A 24120-nucleotide genomic window follows, 5' to 3' on the forward strand; every position below is an offset into this window, starting at 1 on the left:
TCTCGAAATCCAATAGTTAGTGAGATTTATTTTTTTCAAGAGTCTCTCTCCAAGCTTGCTCTTCAGACATAGTTTCAAAAATCTCTTTATCTGTTTTTTCTATGTCATGCTCTACTATTTTCTTCTCATGCTTAGAACCTGTCAAATTACTGGGTTTCTTTTGATTTTTAATCTTATTCAAACGCTCTACTGCATGGGGATTAGGATTTTGATAGATTTTCATATAAGTCCTTTTTATTAATAACCATAAGTATAAGTATAGTTCTTTCAGCTAAAATGGATTATTTTTCCGGAAATAGCATACATTTGCATATAATTCTATGCTTTTATCGCAAAAAGCTGAAGAATAAATGGAGCAGACTGGAGCATGCTCTATTGTTTAGCGAGTTACAACATCACAACTAATTTGTTCTTGGGGAGCGACCGTTATATGATGCGACCCGAGCTCCCCACTCCAACAGATTTTTATTGCAATCATCTTTATCTAAAATTACCTCTATAAAACATAAAGCATCTGTTTTTTTGGCTTCTTTAATTGCATCGAGAAGTGCTTGATGCGTAGGAGCTCTAAAAGCGCGGGCGTTTGCTTGTTCCCCATTAAAAACATCGACTAAATCAGCATAGCGCCAATTATTAATCACATTATATGGACCATCATGAATTTGTACCTCGATGGTATAAGAAGCATTATTCATTAAAAAAATAATTGGCTTAAATCCATAACGAATAAGCGTGGAAAGCTCCTGTGCACTCATTTGAAAAGAACCATCGCCTATCAAAGCAATAACCCGTTTTTTATGGTGAAGCGCTGCTTGCATACCCAAAAGTGCTCCTACAGACCATCCAATCGAGCCATATTGCATTTGAATTTCAAAGGGACATTTTTCAGGTAAATTAAGTCGCATGCCATTAAACCAGGAGTCTCCAGTTTCTGCCAAAACCCCATAATCATTGCTTAGAAGCTTCTGAATTTGACCAAATAGGAAGCGGGTGGTGAGTGGCGAATTCAGATCATCAGGCTCGTTATATAAAGGTGCAGAGCCTGCGATCCGTTTATAGGCTTTGACTGAAGCATCATTGAATTTTAATTTGTCCTTTAATCCTCGCAAAAACTCATTCATATACACTTCAGTGTATACTTTACCGGCGATAGAAACACTCCCATCTGCAATGATAATGAGTTTCTTGGGCTGGATATTACACACATGCCCAACCGTTGTATAATCATTAAAATTAGGTCCTATAAAGAAATACAGGTCGCTTGATTCTACTATTTCGCCACATCCCGGAGAACTAACCGGGCCCCAATAAATGCCGATGTAATTAGGATGTTGTTCTGAAACAAATCCCTTAGCATCAGGCATTGCTGCTAAGGCATAACCGCAGGATTGACTTAAGGTTTCGATCATGGCGGTTGCTTCACAAGGGCGAGATTTACTGCCTGCGATCAGCACTGGCTTAACAGCAGCATTGAGCTTCTCTGCGGCCTCCTTAATCGCTGCAGTAAGCGATGAGGTATCACTCAAGCGTTTGACATTAAGCGCCCGTTGTGTAGGAGGCGAAACAGAGAGCCCTGCAATATTGCATGCAATTTCTATATAAACAGGTTTCTTCTTTTCCAACGCGATTGCTATAGCGGAATCAATTTGCATGGGCGCATCACTTGGCCTATGAATAAACACACTATGTGCCGTAATTTTCGCAAATATTTCGCGAACGTAGCTGTAATTTTCTGTTGCCAAAGTATGATGTAAAATTTCTGCATCTTGCACCGAGTTTGTATTAGGACCGCCTGAGATGACAATTACAGGCAAATTCTCAGCATAAGCCCCTGCAATCGCATTGACGGCACTTAAGCCGCCAACACTGAAGGTGACAACCAGGGCAGAAACCCCTTTTATGCGCGCGTAGCCATCTGCTGCATAACCCGCATTCAGCTCATTACAGCAATTGATCATTTTCAGTGACGTATTTTTTAATAACTCGTCCAATAAGCCCAGATTATAGTCCCCAGGAATTGCGAAGTAATCATTCATTCCTAATTCTTGGAGACGTTGTGCGAGATAAGTACCTACAGTAGCCATAAGGAGTCCTTTCTTTGAAATACTGATAGAGCGTTTAAATTTATTATGGCAGTGGGTTATTCTTTCTTCAAGGAATTCTTTGTCCTTTTATTGAGCACAACAGTGGGTGGAAATTGATGTTGCAGTTACTTTTTTAAATGCTCAACAAAATAGTCCCAAATTCTACGCCAAACATAAGCATTCATGAAATACAGAGAATGGTTCTCATTGGGAACTAAAAGCATATCAAAATTTTTATCTGCCTCGATCAAGGCATTAACCAATTGCAACATATTGGATGGATGGACATTATCATCCAAATCGCCATGAATCAGGAATAATTTCCCCTTAAGCTTTGCGGCCAAGGGATAATTCGATTGTAAGGTATAATCCACCTCATTGGGTAAACCATGATAGCGTTCGCCCCAAAATGCCAAATAGCTTCGTAGATCTTGTAACCCAGAAACACAGACTCCTACTTGATAGAACTCAGAATAATCCAACAAAGCGCGAGTTGCAGCATACCCGCCTGCCGACTGTCCGATAATACCAACGCGCTTTATATCCATATAGGAATACTGCTGTGCCAGGCTTGTAATCACCGCAACATGATCTTCCAATCCGCCAGCAGTTTCTAAATGCTGGTAAGAATATTCATGAAATTTTTTAGAGCGCAAAGGCGTACCACGCCCGTCCATATTAACGACGATGAAACCTAATTCAGCCAAACTTTGCGGCCACCAGCAGCCATAAAAATATTCGGGAGGATCATAACAATAGGTTTTAGGCACACGCGTCAATTGCGGTCCTGGATAAATGTCATCAATTATTGGATATTTTTTCTTTGGATCAAAATCTGTAGGAAAATACATGAGACCATAAATGTCTGTTTCTCCATCTGCGCCTTTGAGACAAAAAGAGTTCGGTTGTTTATATCCCAAAGCACGGAGCAGAGAAAAATCTGCTTCTTCCAACAGATCAATTTCGTTCCCATTTTTATCATATATTCTGGTGACTGGAATGGAGTCCATGGAAGAACAATAATCAATAAAATAGTCGCAAGAGGGTGAGAACACAATGGAGTGATCAGCGATTTCCGGGGTCAACAATTGCACCTCTTTACCATCCAGGCGCGCGCGATATAAATAACGAAAGTAGGGATCAACTTCTGGTTCTTTGCCATTCCCTAAAAAATAAACCCAGCGGTTTTTCGTATCCACATGAACTACTTTGCGAACCATCCATTCGCCTTGAGTGATGGGATTTTTTACTTGCCCAGTGTGTAAATCATATAAATAAAGGTGGGCCCAACCGTTATGATTCGATAACCAAATAAACTCATTTGTCTCTTCCAGTATTTGCGTGTAATTCTGCCACAAAATTAATTGACTGGGCTCAACATACCCCGAAGACTTTTCAGTGAGAATGATTCGATGTTGTTCTGTCGCAACATCCAATTCGCATAAAGAGAGTTGATGATTACCCCGTTCTTCTTTTAAAAAAAAGATTTTTTTACTGTCTGCACTCCACCAAACATAGCCTGCTTCAATTGGTGATCCGACTAATGCAGGCATCAAAGGGGGCATATCGATTTTACTCAATTTCTTTGCTGCGACGTCAATCAAACATAATTTGATTTCCGGGAGCGCATCATCACCTACAAAAGGAATATGTGCCTCATAGACTTGGGGACGAAATGAACCATCCTCCGGAACATGTTGCAGCAGTGATAATTTTTTCACATGCTGTTGATTGCATTGAAAGGTCACAATCTTTTGTGAATCGGGAGACCAAATAGCCATAGGCGGTAATACGGTCTGCATCCGACGCAGCGTTAATGAAGTTAAATTAGTATCAGGAGAAACAGCATATGCATTCGTTGCAGTACCATCAGTAGTAAGTTGATACTCTTTATTCTCAGCAAATGAAAAAAGAAATAAGTTATAGTCTTTAATATACATATCCCAACACTGATCCAATGAGCGAATTCTCGGCACAATGGAAATGGGTAAAAGCCCCCAAATCTCCATGATCGTAGGACATCGGGACATTGCAGCAGGTTTTTTTATCTCCGGCACAAGCGAGAGCACCTGAGTTGTCCGATCATATTGAAAAATAAATTGCTCAATTTGTAATTGCACAATGTGTTCGTCAACAAAACCAATTTTATTGATTGGCAGGGCAAAAGCTGTGATTTCCCGATTTAATTTTTCTGCAACTTTGCGTGCCAGCAATGAGTGATCAAAAGCGGGTTCCTTTTTCTTGTTTTGGAGATTAAAAATAAGATATTCATAACCTTGAATCGTGTCATGTCGATAGCAAATACGTTGTTCATCGGGTGACCACGTAATGGAAGGTTGAACGTTTTTTAGCAAACCAGCAACATTTTGTGGAAGAAATTTTTTTGCCTTCTCATAACGTTTTTTTCTCTCTTTTTCCATAAGCATGCCTATTACTTTTGACTTTGTTGCATTTTGCTAATCATGTCATTTAAATCACTGTATACCCAAGCTTCCGCAATTTGCTGATCATCATCCAAGCGGAAAATAGTAATGCCACTGTAAAATACAGAGATACCTGTTGCGGGAATTCCTGCAAATTCATGACGATGGGTTCCATGGCCACGCCAACGCGTCACTACTTTGTCTCCACTTACTATGAGATCATCAATAGAGTGCGTTAGATCTGGAAAAGCGCGATACCATTGCTTTAAGGCTTCTTTAAAATTCTGTAAATTGGCTGCTTGATCATAGCTAAAGTGAATTACGGTTTTTGCTGAAAAAAGCTCATCTGCCAAAGCAGCATTTTGCTGATTCCACATCTCATCAAAAACCCTTCTCACTGTCTTTTCTATTGCGGTAGTCATCTTCATTCATTCCTTGATATTGAACATGTCACGCTGCAGGATTCTGCGGTGTATTCGCTAATTGCTCGGCTTTATTTTTATATGCCTGAACTTCTTCAACTTGATCAAAGAAACGCTCATGTTTTTTTACTACGGTTGAATACAATCGGGAGTTAAGTAACGCGGCAATATCAAAATCGGTGAGTCGTTCTCTTGCTTTTTTGTTTTCCAATGCAGCAATTAGTTTTTCTGCAGCCTTTATTTTATCTTCAACACTGAATCCAAATTTTAAGGTAATGAGATTCGTTTTATATTGCGCAGACTTTTCATTGACATGCATCCACTTCGGCAGGCTCCATTCTGCACGACGTGTCTGACAATATTTTTTCAGATCGTCAATAAAATCATTTATTGCGTGATCATTATCTGATGAAGGAGCCTCTTTCTGAGTAGCCTGTTCATGAGTTATTTCTTTTCTGGGAGGAGGATTATTGAAAAGCTCTAAAAACTCTTTTAAATTATTTTCTTCTGCAAATTGACGTGCGGATTTTCTCTGAAGATCATCCTCTTGTTCCGGATCAGCTCCATATTCAAGTAATAGCCTGGCAACTTCAAATTGAGCATTCTTGACAGCCCAAAGCAGGGGATTATCATCTTCCGGAGCAATTGCATTGGGATCAAAACCATGCTCGAGTATCGCTTTGAGACTTTCAAGGTGACCTTTTTCTATTGCAGTATTGACATTTAATTTTCCATATGGATTCTTAGCGAGTTTTGCACCATGTTCAAGCATTAATTTTACCAAATTATAATCGTTTGTTGTTATTGCATGCTCAAAAGAAGTAAGAGCATAAGGACCGGTACGAAAATTCGGCTCTGCACCATTTTTTAAAAGTAATTCGACACTATCCCTATTTTTTAAGAGTACTGCGATGGTTAGGGGAGTACAGTTATCAGTATCCCTCGGTTTATTAACATACGCCCCGTGAGCTATTAAATGAGGAATAAGTTCATAATTTTTCGCACGGATAGCAGCAATCAGCCAAGTTCCTCCATAAGAATCACTCCATTGAGCTTTATTTTCAATATTCCTTTTCGCTCGGTTCTGCACTTCCTGCATCCAACTCGTTAATACCCGCTCCAGGTATTCATTTCCTGCAAAAGTGTACACTTGAGTATGAATTGCCGCAATTTCATTTTTCGAACACGCCTTTATTAAAGCCTCAGCAATTGCAGCATCATCAGTATATTCTTGAGACGGGGGAGTATTCGCATCGATAAGAGTCCATTTATCATGTTGAGGATCATAGGAAACTACAATAGCATGTTGTAGCCCAAATCCAGAAATAGAAAGACATATAGGTTCTGTGGGTTTGGGAACCATGATATTAATTTTTTCTCTTAGAAGAGCAAAATAGTCAGTTGTCAATTCATCCTGTTTATAAACACCAGATAGATGCTGCGGCAAAGAAACAATTTCCCCTTGGTCTTTAAGTTTTTGAGGGATCGTTAATTTGACGAAGCTACCTTGCGTGAGTGGTTCTGTGCCATCAAATAAATGTGGATATAGAATACGTTGTTGATGCAGTTCAACGCCATCAAAAAAAGCAAGGGTATCAATAAGAAGATCCTTCGACCTTAAGTAATCTTCCAAAATACCTCTTAGCAAAGTTTTTTCGGTTCCCTCAGCTCCATTATTTAATAAAGCCTCCACTGTTTTTTTAAAATCATCAAGAGGAATTTCTAATAAACGATTGACTCTTTGGTTAAAAACTTCTAATTCATTTGTAAAAACAGCTTGCATTCCCATATAAGCAATACCCTCACATGTCCCTCGTTCGCTACCGATGTAATTTAATGCTTTCATTAAGTGAATTAGTTTGACATGTTTGCCAAAGAAAGGAACTGAATTTTCAGGCTTACTGGGTACCGTTTCAACTTTTTCTTCCATTTTCAAAAATCGGAAAATAATAAATTTCTATAATTATAGATCACATTGCGCATTTTATGGCGAAATACTGGCTCTGCTTAATGCAGTTGCAGCAAGGACGCCTACAGCGGCGATGCCGAGTGCCACAGCAGGTTTAAAAAAACTAAATTGATTTGATTTTTTTTCTTTCTCATTTGTTTTAAGCTCTTGGAGCATAGTAGGTCCCTGTGGCGGGCTTGCATTCACAATCATTCCTTCACGTGCTTTAATTTTTACCTCGGAAAATGGAATGTTATCCTTTTCAGCCTTCATAGTGTAATCACCGGGCGGGACGTTGATAAAAGCGACACCACCATCTAAAGAAGTCGCTTTTAATGTTTTGATAAAAGGATTGGTTTTATGAATAATTGGAAAAATACCAAAATAAAAGGTTTTTGCATCGACTTTAGGAGACAACGACACCGTAACGCCCTCGACTCCTTGGGGGATATCATCCAGAGTGGTATTAGGCGGAGTAACCGTTGCCGCAATCTGGCAGGCTAGAGGATCTTCCGTTTCGCCCATTGCAAAAGAAAGAAATTTATACGCCATATTGGAAGGAACTTGGAATGAAATATTTTTTAGGAAGTTCTCATTATTTATTCCCTCAGGAGGAACAGTCAGAGTTGCTGTTTGTATCTTTTTATATCCTGACCAAAAAGATCCGGGCTTTTCAAAAACTAAAGTAAGAGACGTTCCAACAGGCCACTCAAATGGTCCAAATTTCCCAGAAGAGTCCGTCTTAAATTGTAACTGATCATTTTCAAGTACCGTAATCGTTGCATCCACAATGGGCTGACCGGATATAAATGAACGAGCAAATCCAGATACCAATGTTGTTGTCATAATAAATTCCTTTTAAAAATCATGTAGAAAAGCCAAGAGCATCTATGAAGTTCCCGCAGATAATTACCAACACTCTAATGGGTTCTGTCGAAAATGAAAATACTCACTTACAGTAAATCCCTGGAAAAGCGATAACAGCTTAATTGCCTTACGAAAATAGCGCAATGTGGTATAGAAAAAGAAGGACAAAATCCCCTCTTTAACACCTATAAAAATAAAAGCGCATTCTTATTTTAAATCAAATTGCAGCCATACACCGAGCCCCATCATCCACTCTTCTTTTAACTCGGTGAGGTCTCTTGCTGGTTGAAATAAAGTAGTTTGTGTATTTGAAAATTCAGGTTGCGCAGGCAATGCCATCCCACATCTTATTACTTATTTGATGGTGGAACAGTATAAGCAAGATAAGATTAAAAAGAGTTAAGAAATTGACAATTGACAATGATATGGAAAAAGTTGAATCTGGGCATAGAATTTCCCAATTTACTCGTCTTTTGTATCTTAAAAACTTACTTGGAAATAAATCACTATGGTCACTTTTAAAAAAATAATTTTCTTCTTTTTCTATTTCTTTTTAAGCATCACGTCTTATAGCCAATCACTCGAAAACGACAAGGAAATCCTAGTTAATTACAATTATCTAGGGACATTTTCTAAAGAGATAGCGCAAAAGGCATTAAAAAAAATGCCACCGCTTGATGTACTCGAAGCAAATTATGAGGTGACTCTTTATAAAATCAACTATAAAACTCCAGCTCCTGATAGTCAGATAACTATTGCTTCTGGCCTGGTCGCTGTACCTCGTGTAACAAACACGCTAGGAATTGTCAGTTATCAGCATGGTACCCGCTTCAAGCACGAGGATGCTCCCTCCAGAATGAAAGAGGGCGATTATGTGTATCCTGCTTTGTTTGCCAGTCATGGTGGTTATCTGACAGTGATGCCCGATTACCTTGGGTTAGGGGATAATGAATTACCTCTACATCCTTATGTACAATATGAAACATTGGCCAGCAGCAGTGTGAATATGCTTTTAGCGGCCAAAGAGCTTGCCAAAATTATAAAAATCGAACTCAATGATCAACTCTATATTGGCGGTTACTCAGAGGGCGGATTTTCCTCTTTGGTCCTATTTGAGTTACTTGCCACTCAATATCCACATATACCGGTTACTGCTGTTGCTTTAGGGTCTGCACCTTATGACTGGGATGAAACCATGAAATTTATTATGTTGAATCCGGGCCCACGAGCTACTGCGTATTTAGCATATTTTTTCTATTCATTGCAAACCTATAAAAATTATTGGGCTGATTTAAATCAAATCTTTGTCAGCCCTTACAATATCCTCATTCCAGAATTATTTGACGGCCTCCATGCCACCAAAGAAATACTGGATGCGCTACCGCAAAATCCAGCATTAATTTTTCAGCCGGAATTTTTTGAGGCTATCTTAAATCATACAGCGAGCAACTCAGAGAAATTGAAGAACTATTTCAATCATTATGATTTTTCTCCAACAGCACCATTACTGCTTGTTGGCACAAAAGGAGATAGGGATGTTCCTTACCATGGAGCTGAAATTGCTTACGAACAATTTACAAAATACAGTAGTGCTGTCTTTATCCAATCAGTCAGCGACACACTCGATCATCGGGATGCAGGCCCATATGTCTTTTATGAAATGCTGCAATTTTTTAAGCGTTCTCATACTAAATAAGAGGATATTGCCGGGGCATCAGTAATCTTTTGTACTTCCACATCGAGACGAGGTATGGCCGCCAAATCCAACGGCCGATCGCGCACTCCCGCAATAAACGCGCATCCCTCATGCTCACAAGAAGAGTCGCAATTTTTGCTTCAAAGCAACACCAGATGATAAAATCATCTATATCCAACGTTCATGACGTAATCGCGTAATATAGAACTCTCAAATTCTGCTTTTTCCATAAGTACCAAAAGAACATCACGAGCGTTAATTACCCCTAATGGTTTGGAATTCTCGTCGATGATAGGAACATGCAAAAGATTATGCTCCTTCATCGTTGACCATACATCTCGCAACAAGTCGCTTGGGCGGCAGTAAATAACATCTTTGGTCATCACCGTCCCAACAGGAACCGTACAGCCACAACCTTGGCAAACCGCCATCATGCGAACAACATCCGTTCGAGTGACTATACCTACCATTGTTCCATCCTTGTTACAAATTACGACAAGATTGATATGTCGGCCATCAAGGAATTTGGCAGCCTCCAGTAATGGAGCATCATCTCTTACACTAACAAGACGTTTCTGCGCGATAGGAACTATTTCCTCTACAAATGCCATAGAACCACCTTCCTTCAATCATTGATGAGATCTTAATCCATTATTAGAAGCAATGGGTAATATACGGATAATTATAGCCTATTGTATAAAGAATATAAGAAATAAATTGAGTACCAAAAAACATCATGCAACAGACAAGAATTATAGGGCTAACTTAATCTCTTTGTGTCAGCCCCTTAAATCTCGAATATTATAACCCCTACAAACCTGGAGATTGAGTTTAATTTCTTCCAGCCATAACACCTCCATCGACATTGATGATCTCTCCGGTGATCCAGCTTGCTTTATCTGAGAGAAGGAATTCAATGGCGTTAGCGACATCCGTTGTTTTACCTATCCTGCCAAGGGGATGAAACTCATTAAAATCCTGTAGTGATGTTTCAATTTTATCTTCGGCTATAAATGACTTGTAGATAGGGGTCGCTACTACCGCAGGCGCTACGGCATTCACCCTGATGTTGTGATCTGCCAGTTCCATAGCTAAATGTTGCGTCAACGAATGAAGTCCCGCTTTTTGCATGGAATAAGCTGAAGAAGGAGTAGCCTTGACCGCTTGCTTTGCCCACATGGATCCAATATTAACTATTGAACCACCTCCATTTTGTTTCATTTTTGCTGCAACAGCCTGAGTAATAAAAAAGAATGCTTTGTTGAGATTTACTTGCAGATCATAATCGGCTTCTGTATGGTCTAAAAAGCTTATGGGTTTAAAATAGCCGGCAGCATTAACCAGATATTTTATTGCACGTGCTTCATTTTTTATTTTTATAACAAATTGCGTCACATGTGCTTGATCATAAAGATCACTAACTAAATATTCTATTTTGTCTCCAATTTGTTTTAGTTCATCAATCGCATGTTTTAGCTTTTGTTCATCCCTTCCTGTAATCAGGAGATCAAGGCCACTTGTTGCAAGTCTTTTTGCTGTTTCCAGTCCCATTCCACTGGCTCCCCCCACAATAATCGCTAAATTTTGATTGCACATATTCCTCACCTTTTTAGTTTATAAAAATCTGTTCCGTGGAGTATGAGCAATATATAATCCTAAAAAAAGTAGGTACTTAATGGTACACTAGGTACTTATTGGTACCTATTATTGAATTATTTGAAGAAAAAAGTTGAAGCAAAAAATACCTCTAAAAACAGCAACAATGGTTGAAACAATTTACGGTTGTAAATGGTCACTCACCATTTATTCTCTTTTGCGAGAAGGCGTTAACCGTCCCGGGGAAATGGTGCGCCGCGTTGACGGTCTCACCACAAAAGTTTTAAATCAATGCCTCAGAAAAAATATTGAATTCGGTATTCTTAGCAAGAAGGATTTTCATGAAATTCCGCCCAGAGTGGAGTATTTTGTTACCCCCTTTGGAGAAAAATTTTTAAAGATTCTCGATGAGATTGAAGAATTGAATCGTTCCATTGACCCACAAAATCATTAAATCTATTCTAACTTACAGAAGACCGATAAAATGAGACGTTTCATAGGAACGAACTCCTAGAATATTTTGCAGCCAATTCTCTCCTCGAAAATAAATAATAACTTAACCAAAACGAATTCACCAGTTTATAAAGTTCGTAAAAGCAACAATTTCAGTGAATATCTTATGAGAATGTTAACTCGTTTAACTTTTTTAATTTTAACATGTGGATAGACAGGAATAACGAGTGCCATTACTATTTGGATGGGCCAATCACATTTGTACGCCTGGCATACAAATACGATTAGCATTGGATTGTTACTATTTCATTGTTCAATGGAAAAAATTCCTTTTCATTTTTGTCAACGTTATTTCCTTTTCTTTATTCCATTGTTTCTGGGAAAACAAGGTTCCTGCGACAAAAATAGAAATGCTTTCCGTACTCTTTTGTTCTGACAATGGCGCGTCTTCTTCAAGTTTAAATTCTTGTGTAATCGTTTCAACCAGCTGCGCAAGATATTTATTCTCAGAAACCCCTTTATTATAGTAGGAAAGACGCTTCTTAAAAAACGATTGAATATCGCTGAAAGTACAACCAAACAGCAGAGGGCTTTTCGTTTCTAATAGTTTGCGCATGACTTCGATTTCATAGATATATGCATTTGCTTCAGTATTTGCGATTTTGCTGCAACATTAAAAGCATGCCCTGCTTCATGAATAATCGCACCAATCATATCAATCTTTTTTTGTTCAAAAAAACTTATCTTTAAAGCAATGGTTTGGTTCATGACCCAATTTTTATGAAGGTGTCCTAATAGTTTGTACGTACTTTTGTTGATAAAGATAGCGGGATTACCCTGAACACCTACAAAGTCATGCGGTGGTTTTAAAATATCAATTTGAAGTTGCGGAATTGAAGCAGTAATACCGTTATTAAGTCCATTCCAACCCATTTCGCGGCATTCTTCTATGAGCAATCTAATGTGATAGCTTGTCAGCATGGTATACACTCCTTGTCTATAAATTCCCATAAAAATCAAATTAAAATCAACTTGACTAATAGTTGCAAAGCCATTATTGCGGATCAATTTTTACCAGTCAATACATTTGGTGATCATTTGGTTTTTATTTGATTTATTTTGTTAAAAATAATCGAAAGAGAGTCAATAAGTGCGCATAACTTAAGAATTCTGGCACGTTGATTATAGAAAGTGCTGCAAGTAAAATTTTGAAGAGTACTTATGCCGTTACAGACCACCGATTACTGCTCTATGAGAAGGTAGGGCACAAAAAATTCACCCTACCTATAAAGAAATTTCTATAGCTAGCATGCGCTGAGCGGGTATCAGCACATACCCATCCCTTTTTGTTGTATTTTTTCCAGAGCTTCTGTGTCAGGCACCACTTCATCAAGAGAAAAATAATCACGAGTAATAGGATCACGTCGTAACTCAGGGCGTTGTGGATGGCGCTCCCTTATAGCGAGAATTTCTGTTAAATCATAAAGCTCATTCCCGACCCCACCTTCCAAACGTGAATTGGGTAATCGCACTGGAATTTTGGGCACGCTAAAACCAATAGGAGAACGCATGGAGTTACCAAATATTGCTGTATTCAGTGTTTGAAGCAACCCAGCATCCGCATGAGGAGTACAACATTGAACAATATGCTCCTGCATCTTGCTACTAAATCGATCCCATCGTAACCTTATCCCCTCAGGAATTACATTCCATATTTTTTCGTCCACTTTTGCAGAGCCGGAAGTTAATCCAAGTGCTTGAGCAAATTTTGCGATATTCACATGAGAAATTTTTACGCATGGAATCGTTACTTTCTCGCCGTCAACTTCAGCTTTTATTACTGCGTCCTTTAGTTCAAACGCCCCTTTTTCAGCTGCCTTACGAAAAAAAGCCAAAAATAACTCAGCCCTTTCTTTTCTACGTGGAATTGGAGGATTTTGCGTGCTTTCTCGAATAACAATGTCCGCTCCCGACCGCATCACTCGATAATGCTGAGCACAATTTATCGCTTCTAATATTTTATTAGTTATCAATTCAACAAACTTTGCACCTTGTCGCTCTTTTTCTGCACTTTCACTTCTCATTTGCATGATTCATTCTCACAACCATTAATCTTGTGATAAATTATAACAAAAAGGTTGTAATATGACCATAAAATCCGATTATTATTAAAGATAAGGTGGTTTTCTTAGAGAACATGCCCTCCATCAACTGCAATGACTTTTCCGGTGATCCAATTGGCTTTTTCTGAAGCCAGAAATAAAACCATATTTGCAATATCATCAGGGGTTCCGGCTCTTTGCAAAGGAATATTGCTCACATAATATTGCCACAATTCCGGGTTACTGGAAGCTGTATCTTCATTCATTCCCGCTTCAATAACACCAGGCGCAACCGTATTCACGCGGATGCCGTATTGTGCTAAATCGACGGCAGCATGTTTTGTCCATTTATTCAGTGCCGCCTTCGAAGCACCATAACCAATTCCCTTTGTCATCGTTATAATGCCGCTGATTGAAGAAATATTTAAAATACACCCCTTCTTGCCGTTTTCCACCATATTTTTGGCACACAATTGCGCTAAATAAAGTGGCGAAATAGTATTAACCTGAAAAACTTGCTGCATTTTTTCTGGGGGCAATTCAAATATCGTTTCCCGACAAAGCATGCCAGCATTATTAACTAATACATCCACATAGCCTAAATACTCCATCGCTTGTTCGGCAAAAGTTGCAACATGGTCCATTTTGGAAAAATCAGCATAAAATGCTTTTGCATTTCTCCCTGTTGCTTTAATCGCTTGAATCGTGTCTTCCGCACCTTGTGCATCACTGTGGTAACTAATAACAACATCTGCGCCTTGCTCTGCAAAAACTACGGCTATTCTTTGACCAATACTGCGGTTAGCCCCCGTGACAATAACTTTTTTCTCTTTAAAATCCATGTCCATCCTTAAAAATGTTCAGTTAAAATCTCTTTTTATTTTTTAACTCACATGCGGGAAGCAAACCAGAAAAAGTGCACATTACTCCCGTCTTGCTGCACCCCGTGCAATTTCTTTATTTTTATAATAACAAATCATTATGAAATAAAGACAATAATTGAAAAACTCAATTTTTTTTGCGGACAACTGTATTCTCCCTAATCGTATTGGAGCACATACAAAGCTTTTTCACTTGGCTGAGGATTAATAAAATCTTATTGAAAAAATTAAACACCTTGACACCGTACCTGTCGCCCTGTAGAAATTAAGCATCAATAAGGGACTAAAAAGGAGGAAGTTTATGGAAGGAAAATTGGAGCGCTACCAGCAAGAAATTAACACTGCAACCCAGCCCATTTTTACACGGCTGGAGCACTATCGTAAGGCCATGTTTGACATAAGAAAATTATTAATGAACTATTTTTTTAATCCAGGGCGAACACAAAAGCTCACTGAAGTTGCCAAAGGAGAAGAAATCGTTTTTAGCTTCAATCTGGTTCAAAAAAACATGGAAAAATGTCTGGTCGATGAGCATCAATTAGTAGAGACGGCTCAAGCAATGATCGATACAGAAAAAAATCCAAGTCTTGTAGCAGCTTTTGATAGTCATGTTTTACAGAGCGGCTTGCCGCTGGAATTTCGCGAACAAGAAGGCCTGTATCTCTTTAAACCAGAGAAACCCTACACACCAATGGCGCAAATTTTTATGCATCAATTTGCTTATGCACTGGGTGCTTATCGCCTATGTTTGGGCGTTGGTGAAACCTATTTTACTCTCTATAATCACCAAGGAATGTCCACTAAACAGCTGCAAAATTACATTGACGCAGCGAATGATTTAAAACAACAAATTACAGAGGAAGTCGATTTAATTGCGTTACATAAACAGGCAAAAACAATAGAAAATGAAATCATAGCCTTATTGCGAACTGAGAAAGTACATGAAGGATTAAATCAATTTAAGTATGATATCGACTCGCTCAAAATAAAATTGGTTGGATTATTGGAAGCCGGAGCACTTCATTTACAAAATTGCTATAAAGACTTTCCTAACAATGCTATATTTTGGATAGTGCATGATCGAAGTTGGCATACACTCGTCAAAACTATTTCAGGTCTTCTCTATGAGAAATATGATTATTCTACTTTATACAGTACATTCGAAATTAATAAAGAAATTATTGGGCGGATTAAAGCAGAAATAGACCATTTTTATTCCATAGTGTTTGAAAAAGAACCCTTGCTTAAAATTGAATTATTAAGAAAAGCAGCAAACCTTATTAGTGAAGCAAAAATTGATATACTCGCAAAACTTGCTGAAAACAAGATAGAATTGATTGAAGCACCAAAAAAAATAGGTATGTTTTCCACCCACCCTTCTAATAGTATTTATGGGCTTATGCTCGCCTATCAACAAAGACAATTAGCACTTGTGAATACATTTGGAGAAGCAAACATTGCTGAGGAGGAGAAAGAAGAATTTAGCCCAAGCATTTGACCTGTAAAAATGACTATCTATAACAAACCATAATTGTTATGATAATTCAGTGGAAAATGCTATAACCTCATGGTAAAAAACAATTTTTAAGGAATAATATGTTAAGGAAAACAAAACTGCTCGGTCTTGTGTCTTTATTATTAGCCAATCCTTGTTTTTCAGGGTTTTACCTTGGTGCAGGAGTAGGACCTGAAGGCGCTCATTTTACGCAACGATCTCATGTAACGAGGCTAGGAGCTATTTCCAATACAGCAGGCGAAGGAGCTTTTAATGTTTATGATACAGAACACTTCTCCGGGACCGGAGAGTTCGGAACTTTATTTGGGGGTTATAGTTTAAGGTATAAAAACTTTTATCTGGGAGCAGAAGCCAACGCCAATATAAGCTCAGTTAAATATACCCTGGTTAACGACGAACTCATACACAGCAACTTTCTCAAAACTACTTTTTCAATTCCAAATAGTGAAGGCATCAGCATATTACCTGGATACTTTTTCTCAGACTCTTTTTGGGCCTATGGACGAGTGGGGTATGCAAATGGGCACGTAAAAATTAGGGAATCCGATCCAACAGTTAGAAGTTCTACATCAAACCGCAGCGGTATTCGCTATGGTGCTGGAGTTCGTTATAATCTGTTGGATCCTCGCTGGACATTAATGATGGATTACAGTCAAATCAATTACACCAAGATAAAAAGTCATGTGTTTGAGCCTAATGGCGGAGTAACTAAGATTGCCCGAATTTATCCCAATACTGCACAAGTCGCTTTTGGATTAATCTTTAATTTTGATACACCCAAAAAAGCCTTTGTTAAATAATACATGGAGACTCGTATTGAGTCTCCTTACTTTTCCTCATTTCTGAAGAAAACACCCGCTTATTTTTTCGTAATTAGGGTTTGTTTGCATTTTGCCCCGGAGCAAGTCCGGGGAAATGCAAATAGACCCTAGAAAACAATTGAATAAGCAAAAGCCAGAGCAATAGTATATCCCAATAACAACAGAACTTTCTGGGCTGCCTTCATGGATACAGCAAAGAAAACTAAAATCAAATGGAGCAAAAATAATGCATAAAGAATGTATTCATTAATTCTTTCCGCTGTAGAAAAAGAGTAATTCCTAAGGAACCCATCAGGAAAGGCATTCAAACGCGTAATAATTGTCGCCATAAGAATAATTAAGAAAAATAAATACAAAACAATCACATAAGTGCTAAAAAAAATGGGAATCTTAAATTCTGTAACTTCCTCCTCTTTATCTAAATTTTTAATAAAAATCAAAGCAATTAAAGAAACAATAATACCGATAAAATTAAATCGGACAAACGGAGAACTGAGTAAAGGAAAAAAATTCACCTGGCCTAACAAAGACCATTTACACTCCGCGATTAATACAATGAATAGAAGCGGAAAAAAGAATACGGCCTTCAAGAAGATAGGAGATCGGTTGTTTGTTTTACATGAATGAAATAAGAAATTTGTATATTTAAGGTTAAGAAAAATACCCCAAACAAATGAGGTAACAAAAATCAAAAAAAATGAATTAACAAGAAATAATAATGTAATAGGACTCAATAAAATGGATATAAGATTTTCGTGCATTATATTCCTAGAAAAATTATTGGATATTCATAATTATAGAGCGCCAATCAAATTCCTTTGTTGTTCATGATGCGGGAAGGACGTGCAGCAATAAATCCAGATTATATCCCCAAATCAATAACGTCAGAGGAAGATTTTAAAACCATTTTTAAAAGAGAGACCCGCTTAATTATTATTATCCTGTATCATGCGATATTGAGCCAATACCATTAAATTTAATTGGGACTATACTAATAAATATGCCAGTTTTTGTTTTTAAATGGGGTATTTCTATGAAGGTTTTTAATAACATGAAGATGTATACCTCTTATTTAGATGGTCTCTACCAGCATATTTTTGCAAATACTCCCATCGTTACCTGGGGCTATTTCTACTATGATTTGAATGGACGTTGTTTGCAATTGATGTCTGATAAATGGCTCCTCGATGTTTTTTTAAAAAATGATTTATTTGCCACACAAATTTTCACTAATATAACTACAACTCCGGATACCTTATATGCTTCAGATATTATGAATGATGAGCTTCTACCCCATTCAATCAAAGAAGTCTTAATTGATCACAAATATGCTTATTTTTTTGATATTGTCCATAAAGAGGAAAATTACACAGAAATCTATACATTTGCATCGATTACTGATTCTCACCGCTCTAATAATTTTACCCTTAACAACGTAGATATCTTAAAAGTCATTAGCCAAAACCTGGCCACTCGGTGCAGACGATTATTAACCAAAGATAATACTCTGATATTGCCTAAAGATTTAATCATTGAGATGAATTCACTTGCAGAATCGCATGGTTCAAAGAATTCTTTAAATTTGAAGGAATTCATTTTAAAACAAAAAGAGACTAAATTGCAGGAAATGGTAAATGACACCGTTTTTGATTTTAATACCTTGCCTTTTAATTTCATGTCAGCAAAACAACTGACCTTGAAGGAAAAAGAGATCATTTATCTTTATTATCATGGTTTTAAGATACAACGCATTGCCGATATTCTGGAAATATCAAAACGCACCGTTGATAAACATTTCGAAAATATCAAGAAAAAACTTACGTGTGACAGTACAGGTCAAATAATTCCTGCCTTACTGCGCTCTAATATTTCTATAAATCAATTTATCCAAAAATCTTAAGTCATTCGCCGCTAAAACTCCATTTTAAAAAATGATGCAGCAAGTGGATATTTTCTTCTCTTCGGTTTGAGCAAAATAATATTCTAGTGTCTTTTTGTTTAGCTTTTTATGATAAGTGAACTCCTTGTTGCTTAACAATTGATTCAACCATGATGCCTTCATATTAAACGATGAGCCATAAAACTCACAAAGATCTATTTCAGCAAGTGAAAAAATCGCACCTATCCAAGGATCAAGAAGAAAGTTTTTTGTGATAACTACTGTATGTTCAATGTCTTCGATATCATAAATAAGTGCAGGGATATTTTGTTGTTTTAGTAATGCAGCCAAATAAAATGCTTGGTGTTCACAATTTCCCGCTCTATGCGCAGAAATTGTATATTTTATTGGCGCTCTCGCATCGAGAAAATCAATCTTTTGGTCCTCACAATATTTTGCAATTTTAAGGAAAAAAGATCTCACTTCGCCTACTTCCCTCACTGCGGTTAAGCTATTTTCATGATATTGAGCCTTTCGCTCTTTGCCTATTTTTGCGGTTAAGGGATTGATAACCGATGCAGAAGTGCTGGCAATGCACACACCCATTGTAGCCTCCAGCGCGTTACATAAAATTTCAGGGTATTTATTTGCAGGGTTAATCTCGATTTTTTTGTTTTTGAAAAATTTAACCAACATCACCAATCTCCATTTGGGCTCAAAATCTTTATACTCAAGAAAAGAAACTAAAATCAATTACTTTTCCTGTAGCTTACAATGAGTTAATATTAGGCACTATGACTATCTTAACGATTTTTAAGCTGCATTTTTGAATTCCAAAACTGGCATATTACCGCGGCTGGAAAAGAAACAAAGCGGTGAATAGGAGAATGGATATCCCCGGAAATAGATAAATGATTTTTGGGTGTTTTCTGACGAACTAAAAAAGAGAGGGATAATGGGAATTTTTAAGGATATTACACACCGGTATTGTCAAAAAATATTGGATGCCTACCAAGTGCAAGCAGATGAAAAAACATATAAAGGTAAAGAAGCTGACTTATTAATTCAAAGAAATGAATTTGCAAAATGTTTAATCAAGAAGATTAAAGAAATAGATGTTGAGGACGATGATTATTCTACTTATTTTGAACAGATTTTAAAAGAAATTGAATCGATATCAAAGGAAGTCGTAACTGCCGTCAAAGAATATAATAAAGAAAATAGCACTACATTTACCACCGATCTTTATGAAAGTTTTTTCACATCCAGCCTAATCAATTTTATTAATGCATTAAAGGAATTGGTTCAAAACAGCCCCTCTCTCATTACTGATATTAAGGATGCATCATTCTTTGGCAATAATAGACATGTTCCCTGGATCAATCAATTTTCATTTATCTTATATGAATATATTCTTGAAAAGGAATTTGACCTTGCTACCAGTAAAGTTGAGCGGGATATTTTTGACACAAAAAAACGATTGATCTTGAAGTATGTGCAAAATGCAGGAAATCTTTATTCACAATTTAAAAAAGATGAGAGCAATACGGAATACCAGGAACTGATGAAAGTATTATTAACGAGTATGAGTTCTGAAGAAAAAAGCATCCAACGGCGTAAATCTGACGAAAATAATACAGGCTATATGTCTTATTTTTCTCAAACATTTTATAAAGCCTCTGAAAAAATAATTGGAAAAAATCAATTGGGACAGAAAATCGAATTTTTGATAAAGGAATTTAATGAGCGCTCAGTGAGTAAGGGACTAGTGATATAGCTAATCCCTTGTTCCGTACTACATAAGAACAATACATTACTAAATTTTTTATTTGCCCGGCTCCTATTTCATATAAGTTTGAAATGAAAAACAATTATCAAAAGTGACAATTAACGCTTTAAATATTATCAACCATTGGAGCCAAACTTGCAGCGTGTCCCTCTGATTTATTATTTTCTTTAAAACCATTTAAATCTTCTTTAAAATTCTTAATTTTTTCAACATCCTTGGTTATTAGGTTTTTATCAAAAATCGAAGCTACTTTTAAAAAAAACTCAGATAGCTTTTGTAAAAATCTAGGTAATTTGTAGTGGAGATTAGAAACAGATTGCAAATCCATTTTATCGTGCGGTGCGTCTTTATTCTCAATTTTATTAATCAGCAAAGTACAAAATTTCTCTAATTTTTCTTTCCGCATCGTTTTATGGGATGGATCCATTCTATGGACTTCCCTATCGAGTAATGATACTAAATTATAAATATCTTTCTTATATAAAATAACATGACTCAGATTATGGACTTTTGCTTTTCCTTCTTCCTCAAGTCTGCGATTAACAACCTCTAATAATCTACTTCGAACCCCATAGGTAAAAGGGCCTCCTTTGGGTAGTCCGGTAAGCTCACTTAATACGAAAATTAATTCCCTTACTTGAAAATGAAAGCGAGTATTCTTTTCGACTAATTCCTTTATATCGCTTGGAACTTTTACTCCCCCAAGTACTAAACAACACCCAAGCTCAAGGCTTTCATATATTATTTCTCGATCAGTGTGGCTGTAACTTTTTATATCAGCTAAAAATCCTTTTATTTTATCCCATTGCCCTTCTTGTGCGTATAGGGGGATTAGTTGGCGCTGGACTTCAATATTATCTTGGATGCCTAAATTTTCCAAAGCACCAATTTTTCTTGCACGACAATGTATATGATGAATCCTATCAAACTCCGTTTTAATCTCTGGTGTCACTGAGGGAATAATAGAGATTTTTGCAGGAACCATAAGTGCTTTTTCTCTGGGTAATTCCTCAATGGCATCTTGTATTCCTTTTGCAGCTTGATACCAGGTTATTCCATTTTCATGTTTAAACACTTGGTCTAATAGTTTATTAATTTTCTCATAGCCGGGTGAATCCTCAATGATATTTCTCACATACAAACAATATGCCTCTGGGGAGCAATATGTAGTACGTTGTATATCATCTATATCCCGTGCTTTTGCGCGAAACATAATATTCATATAAGGGTCTTGACCAACCACAGCTGTTCCAACAAGCCCTATATTCTTTGTCCATACATCGAAAGGAATTGAGGCTGATTGTTCTTTTCCCCAAGTCATAATACGAATATTTACCTTATCGTTTTGTTCATCAAACTCAATGTTTCTAATAATAAAAAAATGACCATCCATAAATCGTTGCACAACATTTTGATTTTTGGGCTCCCCTTGTTCTGGGGCAAGAATATATTTTGCAAGACTTCCTGTGCCAGCAAAACCTACCATATACCCATCTTGAATGAGTAATTGTAACTGCTTTATTGCCGCTCTATGATGGATGGGAATATTGTGCACATGATTGTATCCAGCTTGTTGCATCCAGTTATTGATTTCATGATGTGAAGTAACACCAAAAAGCTTTTTAGCCAAATCTGCTCCTTCTTCACTGTAGTGAACAATAGAATTTTCTGACGACCGTATTCCATTTAAAATAATGTGATCTGCATCGTGAATTGTAGTTCCGTCCGAACTTTTTTTATTTGCAACCCCTTCAGTGACTTCGACTCGTAATACGCCTTCTTTCCCGGCGAACTCTTTAAGATCACAAATCCCTTTTGCAGCAAGTTCAGTTACTATTTGTACGTATTTCAATGGATTTAATAAGGCGATATGGTGCACAAAAGCATTTACACCGCACACTTGCTCATTGCGTTGATTGATATAACGCGGATCCAACACCCGAATTATCATTTGTAAAACAAGAAGATCGCGATCAAAATTTTTAAATTTAAGTGGGTCGTCATTATTTAGAAAGTTATCATACAGATAAGATTCATAATCACATTGTACTACTTTCAATAAGGGGAATTCTTCCAATATTGAGTGAACTGCTTCTTGCTCCCCTGTTAAATAAGCGAAAGCCTCTAGTTGCTTGGCCACTGTATATATCTTTGGATTACTTTTATCGTACCAATCACTTTGGTTTTCTCGAAGATGCTCTTGGAATTTTTTCAATAAAATTTTAGCTAAATTTTTCACATGGGCTTTGGCTAAGGGAGCATCATCCTCATGCTCACAAATACGAGTAACCTTATCTAAAACGAGCAAATACTCCTGATATGAAGTGGCTTTTTCGCCATTTATGAGACCATCAAATGTAATTTGCCCATTATCGTGATATGTTAAAAGTTCTAATAATGATAAACCCATGACAATCAAACTCCCATCACTAATGAGAAAACAAAAAACATTATTTCACATAGAAAAAGTGATTAGAGCTCTTCCGCAGCATATGCGCTTCAAAAAAATTCTCTTATTTTTCATTGAAAATGAATAATGCCAATCTACTCTTCACCTATAACGTTAATTATAGTTAAAAGATTAAATATATTAGAAACTCCTATAAAATGCAGATGGCTTTTATGATGGAGCTTTTGGATACCGCGAGCACGTCGCGGTATGTAGGCAGGAAGAATGACCGCAGAAAAAAAATTCACCAACTGTTTACAACGCTTCAAGACAGTAATTTTTTGGCTTATTTCTATTTAATATGCTGCTGGAGAAAATCATAGGCCTTTTTAGCATACTGAAAAGGGGGAGCTTTAGCCGGATCCTGTTCTGCCTCAACAATCATCCAGCCAGAATATCGATGTTTTTGCAACATCTGAATGATGGGAGCAAATTCAATGGTCCCATCGCCAGGAACCGTAAATACACCAGCTCGTACGGCATCCATAAAGTTCATATGTTGACTCTTAACGTTATTGAGGATTTCGGCACGAACATCCTTTAAATGAACATACAAAATACGATCATTGTATTTATTGATTAAAGCAAGTGAATCAATATCAGCAAATGCAGCATGGCCGGTATCAAGCAATAAAGAAATCAATTGAGGGCTCGTGTTTTCCATTAAATAATCGATTTCATGTTCATAAAAAACGCCTGTTCCTGCATGATAGTGATAAACAAGCTGCATATCAAAATCATAAGCAATACGACCAATAGTATGTAATCCTTGAAGCAGTTTTCCCCACTGCCCCTCATTAAACTCTGGTTTGTGAGGACTTAAAATAGGTAGATCTGTTCCTTGGATGGCGTGTCCACACTCACACACATTAATAAAAGATGCTCCCATCGCGCGCATAAAACTTAAATGCTCCATAAATCGCGATAAAGTATTTTCATACTGCTCCGTCTCCGTAAAAAAAGTACTGAACCAGGCACTCGATAGATGTAGTCCACGATCACTTAAAGCCTTTTTTAAAACAGAAACGTCACGAGGATACTTATTACCAAGCTCTGTACCTGTATAACCCGCCTCTGACATTTCTCTAATGCATTGTTCAAAACTAATTTCTTTCCCTAGCTCAGGGTCGTCATCATTGCACCAGTTAATAGGTGCAATTCCCAATTTAATGTGCATATATAATTCCTTAGGAG

The 24120-nt window shown here is 37.2% G+C and carries 23 protein-coding genes; 6 read left to right on the forward strand and 17 right to left on the reverse strand.

The window, feature by feature from the left end:
• Positions 1-16: 16 nt before the first annotated feature.
• The 7 genes from A8O27_RS11845 to A8O27_RS19340 all read right to left on the reverse strand — a co-directional run bounded on the left by A8O27_RS11845 (position 17) and on the right by A8O27_RS19340 (position 8083).
• Positions 17-223: a hypothetical protein gene (locus A8O27_RS11845; protein ID WP_058458222.1), complete on the reverse strand. Its 207-nt coding sequence runs from the start codon at positions 221-223 to the stop codon at positions 17-19.
• Positions 224-401: 178 nt separating this feature from the next.
• Positions 402-2084 (reverse strand): thiamine pyrophosphate-binding protein, encoded by a 1683-nt coding sequence (locus tag A8O27_RS11850; RefSeq protein ID WP_058458223.1) that lies wholly within the window; start codon positions 2082-2084, stop codon positions 402-404.
• Positions 2085-2209: 125 nt separating this feature from the next.
• Positions 2210-4504 (reverse strand): S9 family peptidase, encoded by a 2295-nt coding sequence (locus A8O27_RS11855; protein ID WP_058458224.1) that lies wholly within the window; start codon positions 4502-4504, stop codon positions 2210-2212.
• Positions 4505-4515: 11 nt separating this feature from the next.
• Positions 4516-4929 (reverse strand): ester cyclase, encoded by a 414-nt coding sequence (locus A8O27_RS11860; RefSeq protein WP_058458225.1) that lies wholly within the window; start codon positions 4927-4929, stop codon positions 4516-4518.
• Positions 4930-4957: 28 nt separating this feature from the next.
• The gene (locus tag A8O27_RS11865; protein ID WP_058458226.1) at positions 4958-6859 is read right to left on the reverse strand and encodes an ankyrin repeat domain-containing protein; all 1902 of its coding nucleotides are present in this window, start codon (positions 6857-6859) and stop codon (positions 4958-4960) included.
• A gap of 54 nt (positions 6860-6913) precedes the next feature.
• Positions 6914-7723 carry a hypothetical protein gene (locus tag A8O27_RS11870; protein ID WP_058458227.1) on the reverse strand — a complete coding sequence of 270 codons (810 nt, stop codon included), beginning with the start codon at positions 7721-7723 and terminating at the stop codon, positions 6914-6916.
• A gap of 228 nt (positions 7724-7951) precedes the next feature.
• Positions 7952-8083 carry a hypothetical protein gene (locus A8O27_RS19340; protein WP_259293091.1) on the reverse strand — a complete coding sequence of 44 codons (132 nt, stop codon included), beginning with the start codon at positions 8081-8083 and terminating at the stop codon, positions 7952-7954.
• 169 nt (positions 8084-8252) lie between these two features.
• Here A8O27_RS19340 and A8O27_RS11875 point away from each other — a divergent pair, with 169 nt between their 5' ends.
• A complete protein-coding gene (locus A8O27_RS11875) occupies positions 8253-9440 on the forward strand; it encodes an alpha/beta hydrolase (protein ID WP_058458228.1) in 1188 nt (395 codons plus the stop codon).
• A 164-nt stretch (positions 9441-9604) separates the two neighbouring features.
• Here the strand turns inward: A8O27_RS11875 and A8O27_RS11880 are convergent, their stop codons facing one another.
• Positions 9605-10051, reverse strand: coding sequence for a CBS domain-containing protein (locus A8O27_RS11880; protein ID WP_058458229.1), 447 nt, complete (start codon positions 10049-10051; stop codon positions 9605-9607).
• Between the two features lie 220 nt (positions 10052-10271).
• Positions 10272-11036, reverse strand: a complete 765-nt coding sequence (locus A8O27_RS11885; protein WP_058458230.1) for an SDR family NAD(P)-dependent oxidoreductase — start codon at positions 11034-11036, stop codon at positions 10272-10274.
• Between the two features lie 133 nt (positions 11037-11169).
• Between A8O27_RS11885 and A8O27_RS11890 the strand changes: the two genes are divergently transcribed.
• Complete coding sequence (locus A8O27_RS11890) at positions 11170-11490, forward strand: winged helix-turn-helix transcriptional regulator (RefSeq protein ID WP_235810463.1); 321 nt, start codon at positions 11170-11172, stop codon at positions 11488-11490.
• Positions 11491-11802: 312 nt separating this feature from the next.
• On the opposite strand, the gene A8O27_RS11895 is transcribed toward A8O27_RS11890, so the two are convergent.
• The 4 genes from A8O27_RS11895 to A8O27_RS11910 all read right to left on the reverse strand — a co-directional run bounded on the left by A8O27_RS11895 (position 11803) and on the right by A8O27_RS11910 (position 14433).
• Positions 11803-12105, reverse strand: a complete 303-nt coding sequence (locus A8O27_RS11895) for a hypothetical protein (RefSeq protein WP_058458231.1) — start codon at positions 12103-12105, stop codon at positions 11803-11805.
• Positions 12090-12470: a hypothetical protein gene (locus A8O27_RS11900; RefSeq protein ID WP_058458232.1), complete on the reverse strand. Its 381-nt coding sequence runs from the start codon at positions 12468-12470 to the stop codon at positions 12090-12092. The genes A8O27_RS11895 and A8O27_RS11900 overlap by 16 nt, the downstream gene beginning before the upstream one ends.
• A 344-nt stretch (positions 12471-12814) precedes the next feature.
• A complete protein-coding gene (locus tag A8O27_RS11905; RefSeq protein ID WP_058458233.1) occupies positions 12815-13573 on the reverse strand; it encodes a hypothetical protein in 759 nt (252 codons plus the stop codon).
• A gap of 104 nt (positions 13574-13677) precedes the next feature.
• Entirely contained in the window at positions 13678-14433 is a 756-nt protein-coding gene (locus A8O27_RS11910) for an SDR family NAD(P)-dependent oxidoreductase (RefSeq protein WP_058458234.1), read from the reverse strand.
• A 340-nt stretch (positions 14434-14773) separates the two neighbouring features.
• Here A8O27_RS11910 and A8O27_RS11915 point away from each other — a divergent pair, with 340 nt between their 5' ends.
• Entirely contained in the window at positions 14774-15970 is a 1197-nt protein-coding gene (locus A8O27_RS11915; RefSeq protein ID WP_058458235.1) for a hypothetical protein, read from the forward strand.
• Between the two features lie 98 nt (positions 15971-16068).
• The gene (locus tag A8O27_RS11920; RefSeq protein ID WP_058458236.1) at positions 16069-16788 is read left to right on the forward strand and encodes an outer membrane protein; all 720 of its coding nucleotides are present in this window, start codon (positions 16069-16071) and stop codon (positions 16786-16788) included.
• 128 nt (positions 16789-16916) lie between these two features.
• Here the strand turns inward: A8O27_RS11920 and A8O27_RS11925 are convergent, their stop codons facing one another.
• Positions 16917-17570 (reverse strand): hypothetical protein, encoded by a 654-nt coding sequence (locus A8O27_RS11925; protein ID WP_058458237.1) that lies wholly within the window; start codon positions 17568-17570, stop codon positions 16917-16919.
• Positions 17571-17842: 272 nt separating this feature from the next.
• Here A8O27_RS11925 and A8O27_RS11930 point away from each other — a divergent pair, with 272 nt between their 5' ends.
• Positions 17843-18709 carry a helix-turn-helix transcriptional regulator gene (locus tag A8O27_RS11930; RefSeq protein ID WP_058458238.1) on the forward strand — a complete coding sequence of 289 codons (867 nt, stop codon included), beginning with the start codon at positions 17843-17845 and terminating at the stop codon, positions 18707-18709.
• Between the two features lie 24 nt (positions 18710-18733).
• On the opposite strand, the gene A8O27_RS11935 is transcribed toward A8O27_RS11930, so the two are convergent.
• Complete coding sequence (locus tag A8O27_RS11935; protein WP_082642394.1) at positions 18734-19384, reverse strand: hypothetical protein; 651 nt, start codon at positions 19382-19384, stop codon at positions 18734-18736.
• Between the two features lie 319 nt (positions 19385-19703).
• Between A8O27_RS11935 and A8O27_RS11940 the strand changes: the two genes are divergently transcribed.
• Positions 19704-20465 carry a hypothetical protein gene (locus A8O27_RS11940; protein WP_276527734.1) on the forward strand — a complete coding sequence of 254 codons (762 nt, stop codon included), beginning with the start codon at positions 19704-19706 and terminating at the stop codon, positions 20463-20465.
• A 118-nt stretch (positions 20466-20583) separates the two neighbouring features.
• On the opposite strand, the gene A8O27_RS11945 is transcribed toward A8O27_RS11940, so the two are convergent.
• Positions 20584-22887, reverse strand: coding sequence for a hypothetical protein (locus A8O27_RS11945; protein ID WP_058458240.1), 2304 nt, complete (start codon positions 22885-22887; stop codon positions 20584-20586).
• A 331-nt stretch (positions 22888-23218) separates the two neighbouring features.
• A complete protein-coding gene (gene iolE / locus A8O27_RS11950) occupies positions 23219-24103 on the reverse strand; it encodes a myo-inosose-2 dehydratase (RefSeq protein WP_058458241.1) in 885 nt (294 codons plus the stop codon).
• Between the last annotated feature and the right edge of the window lie 17 nt (positions 24104-24120).

The sequence above is a fragment of the Legionella bozemanae genome (assembly GCF_001648595.1).
Taxonomy (GTDB): Bacteria; Pseudomonadota; Gammaproteobacteria; order Legionellales; family Legionellaceae; genus Legionella; species Legionella bozemanae.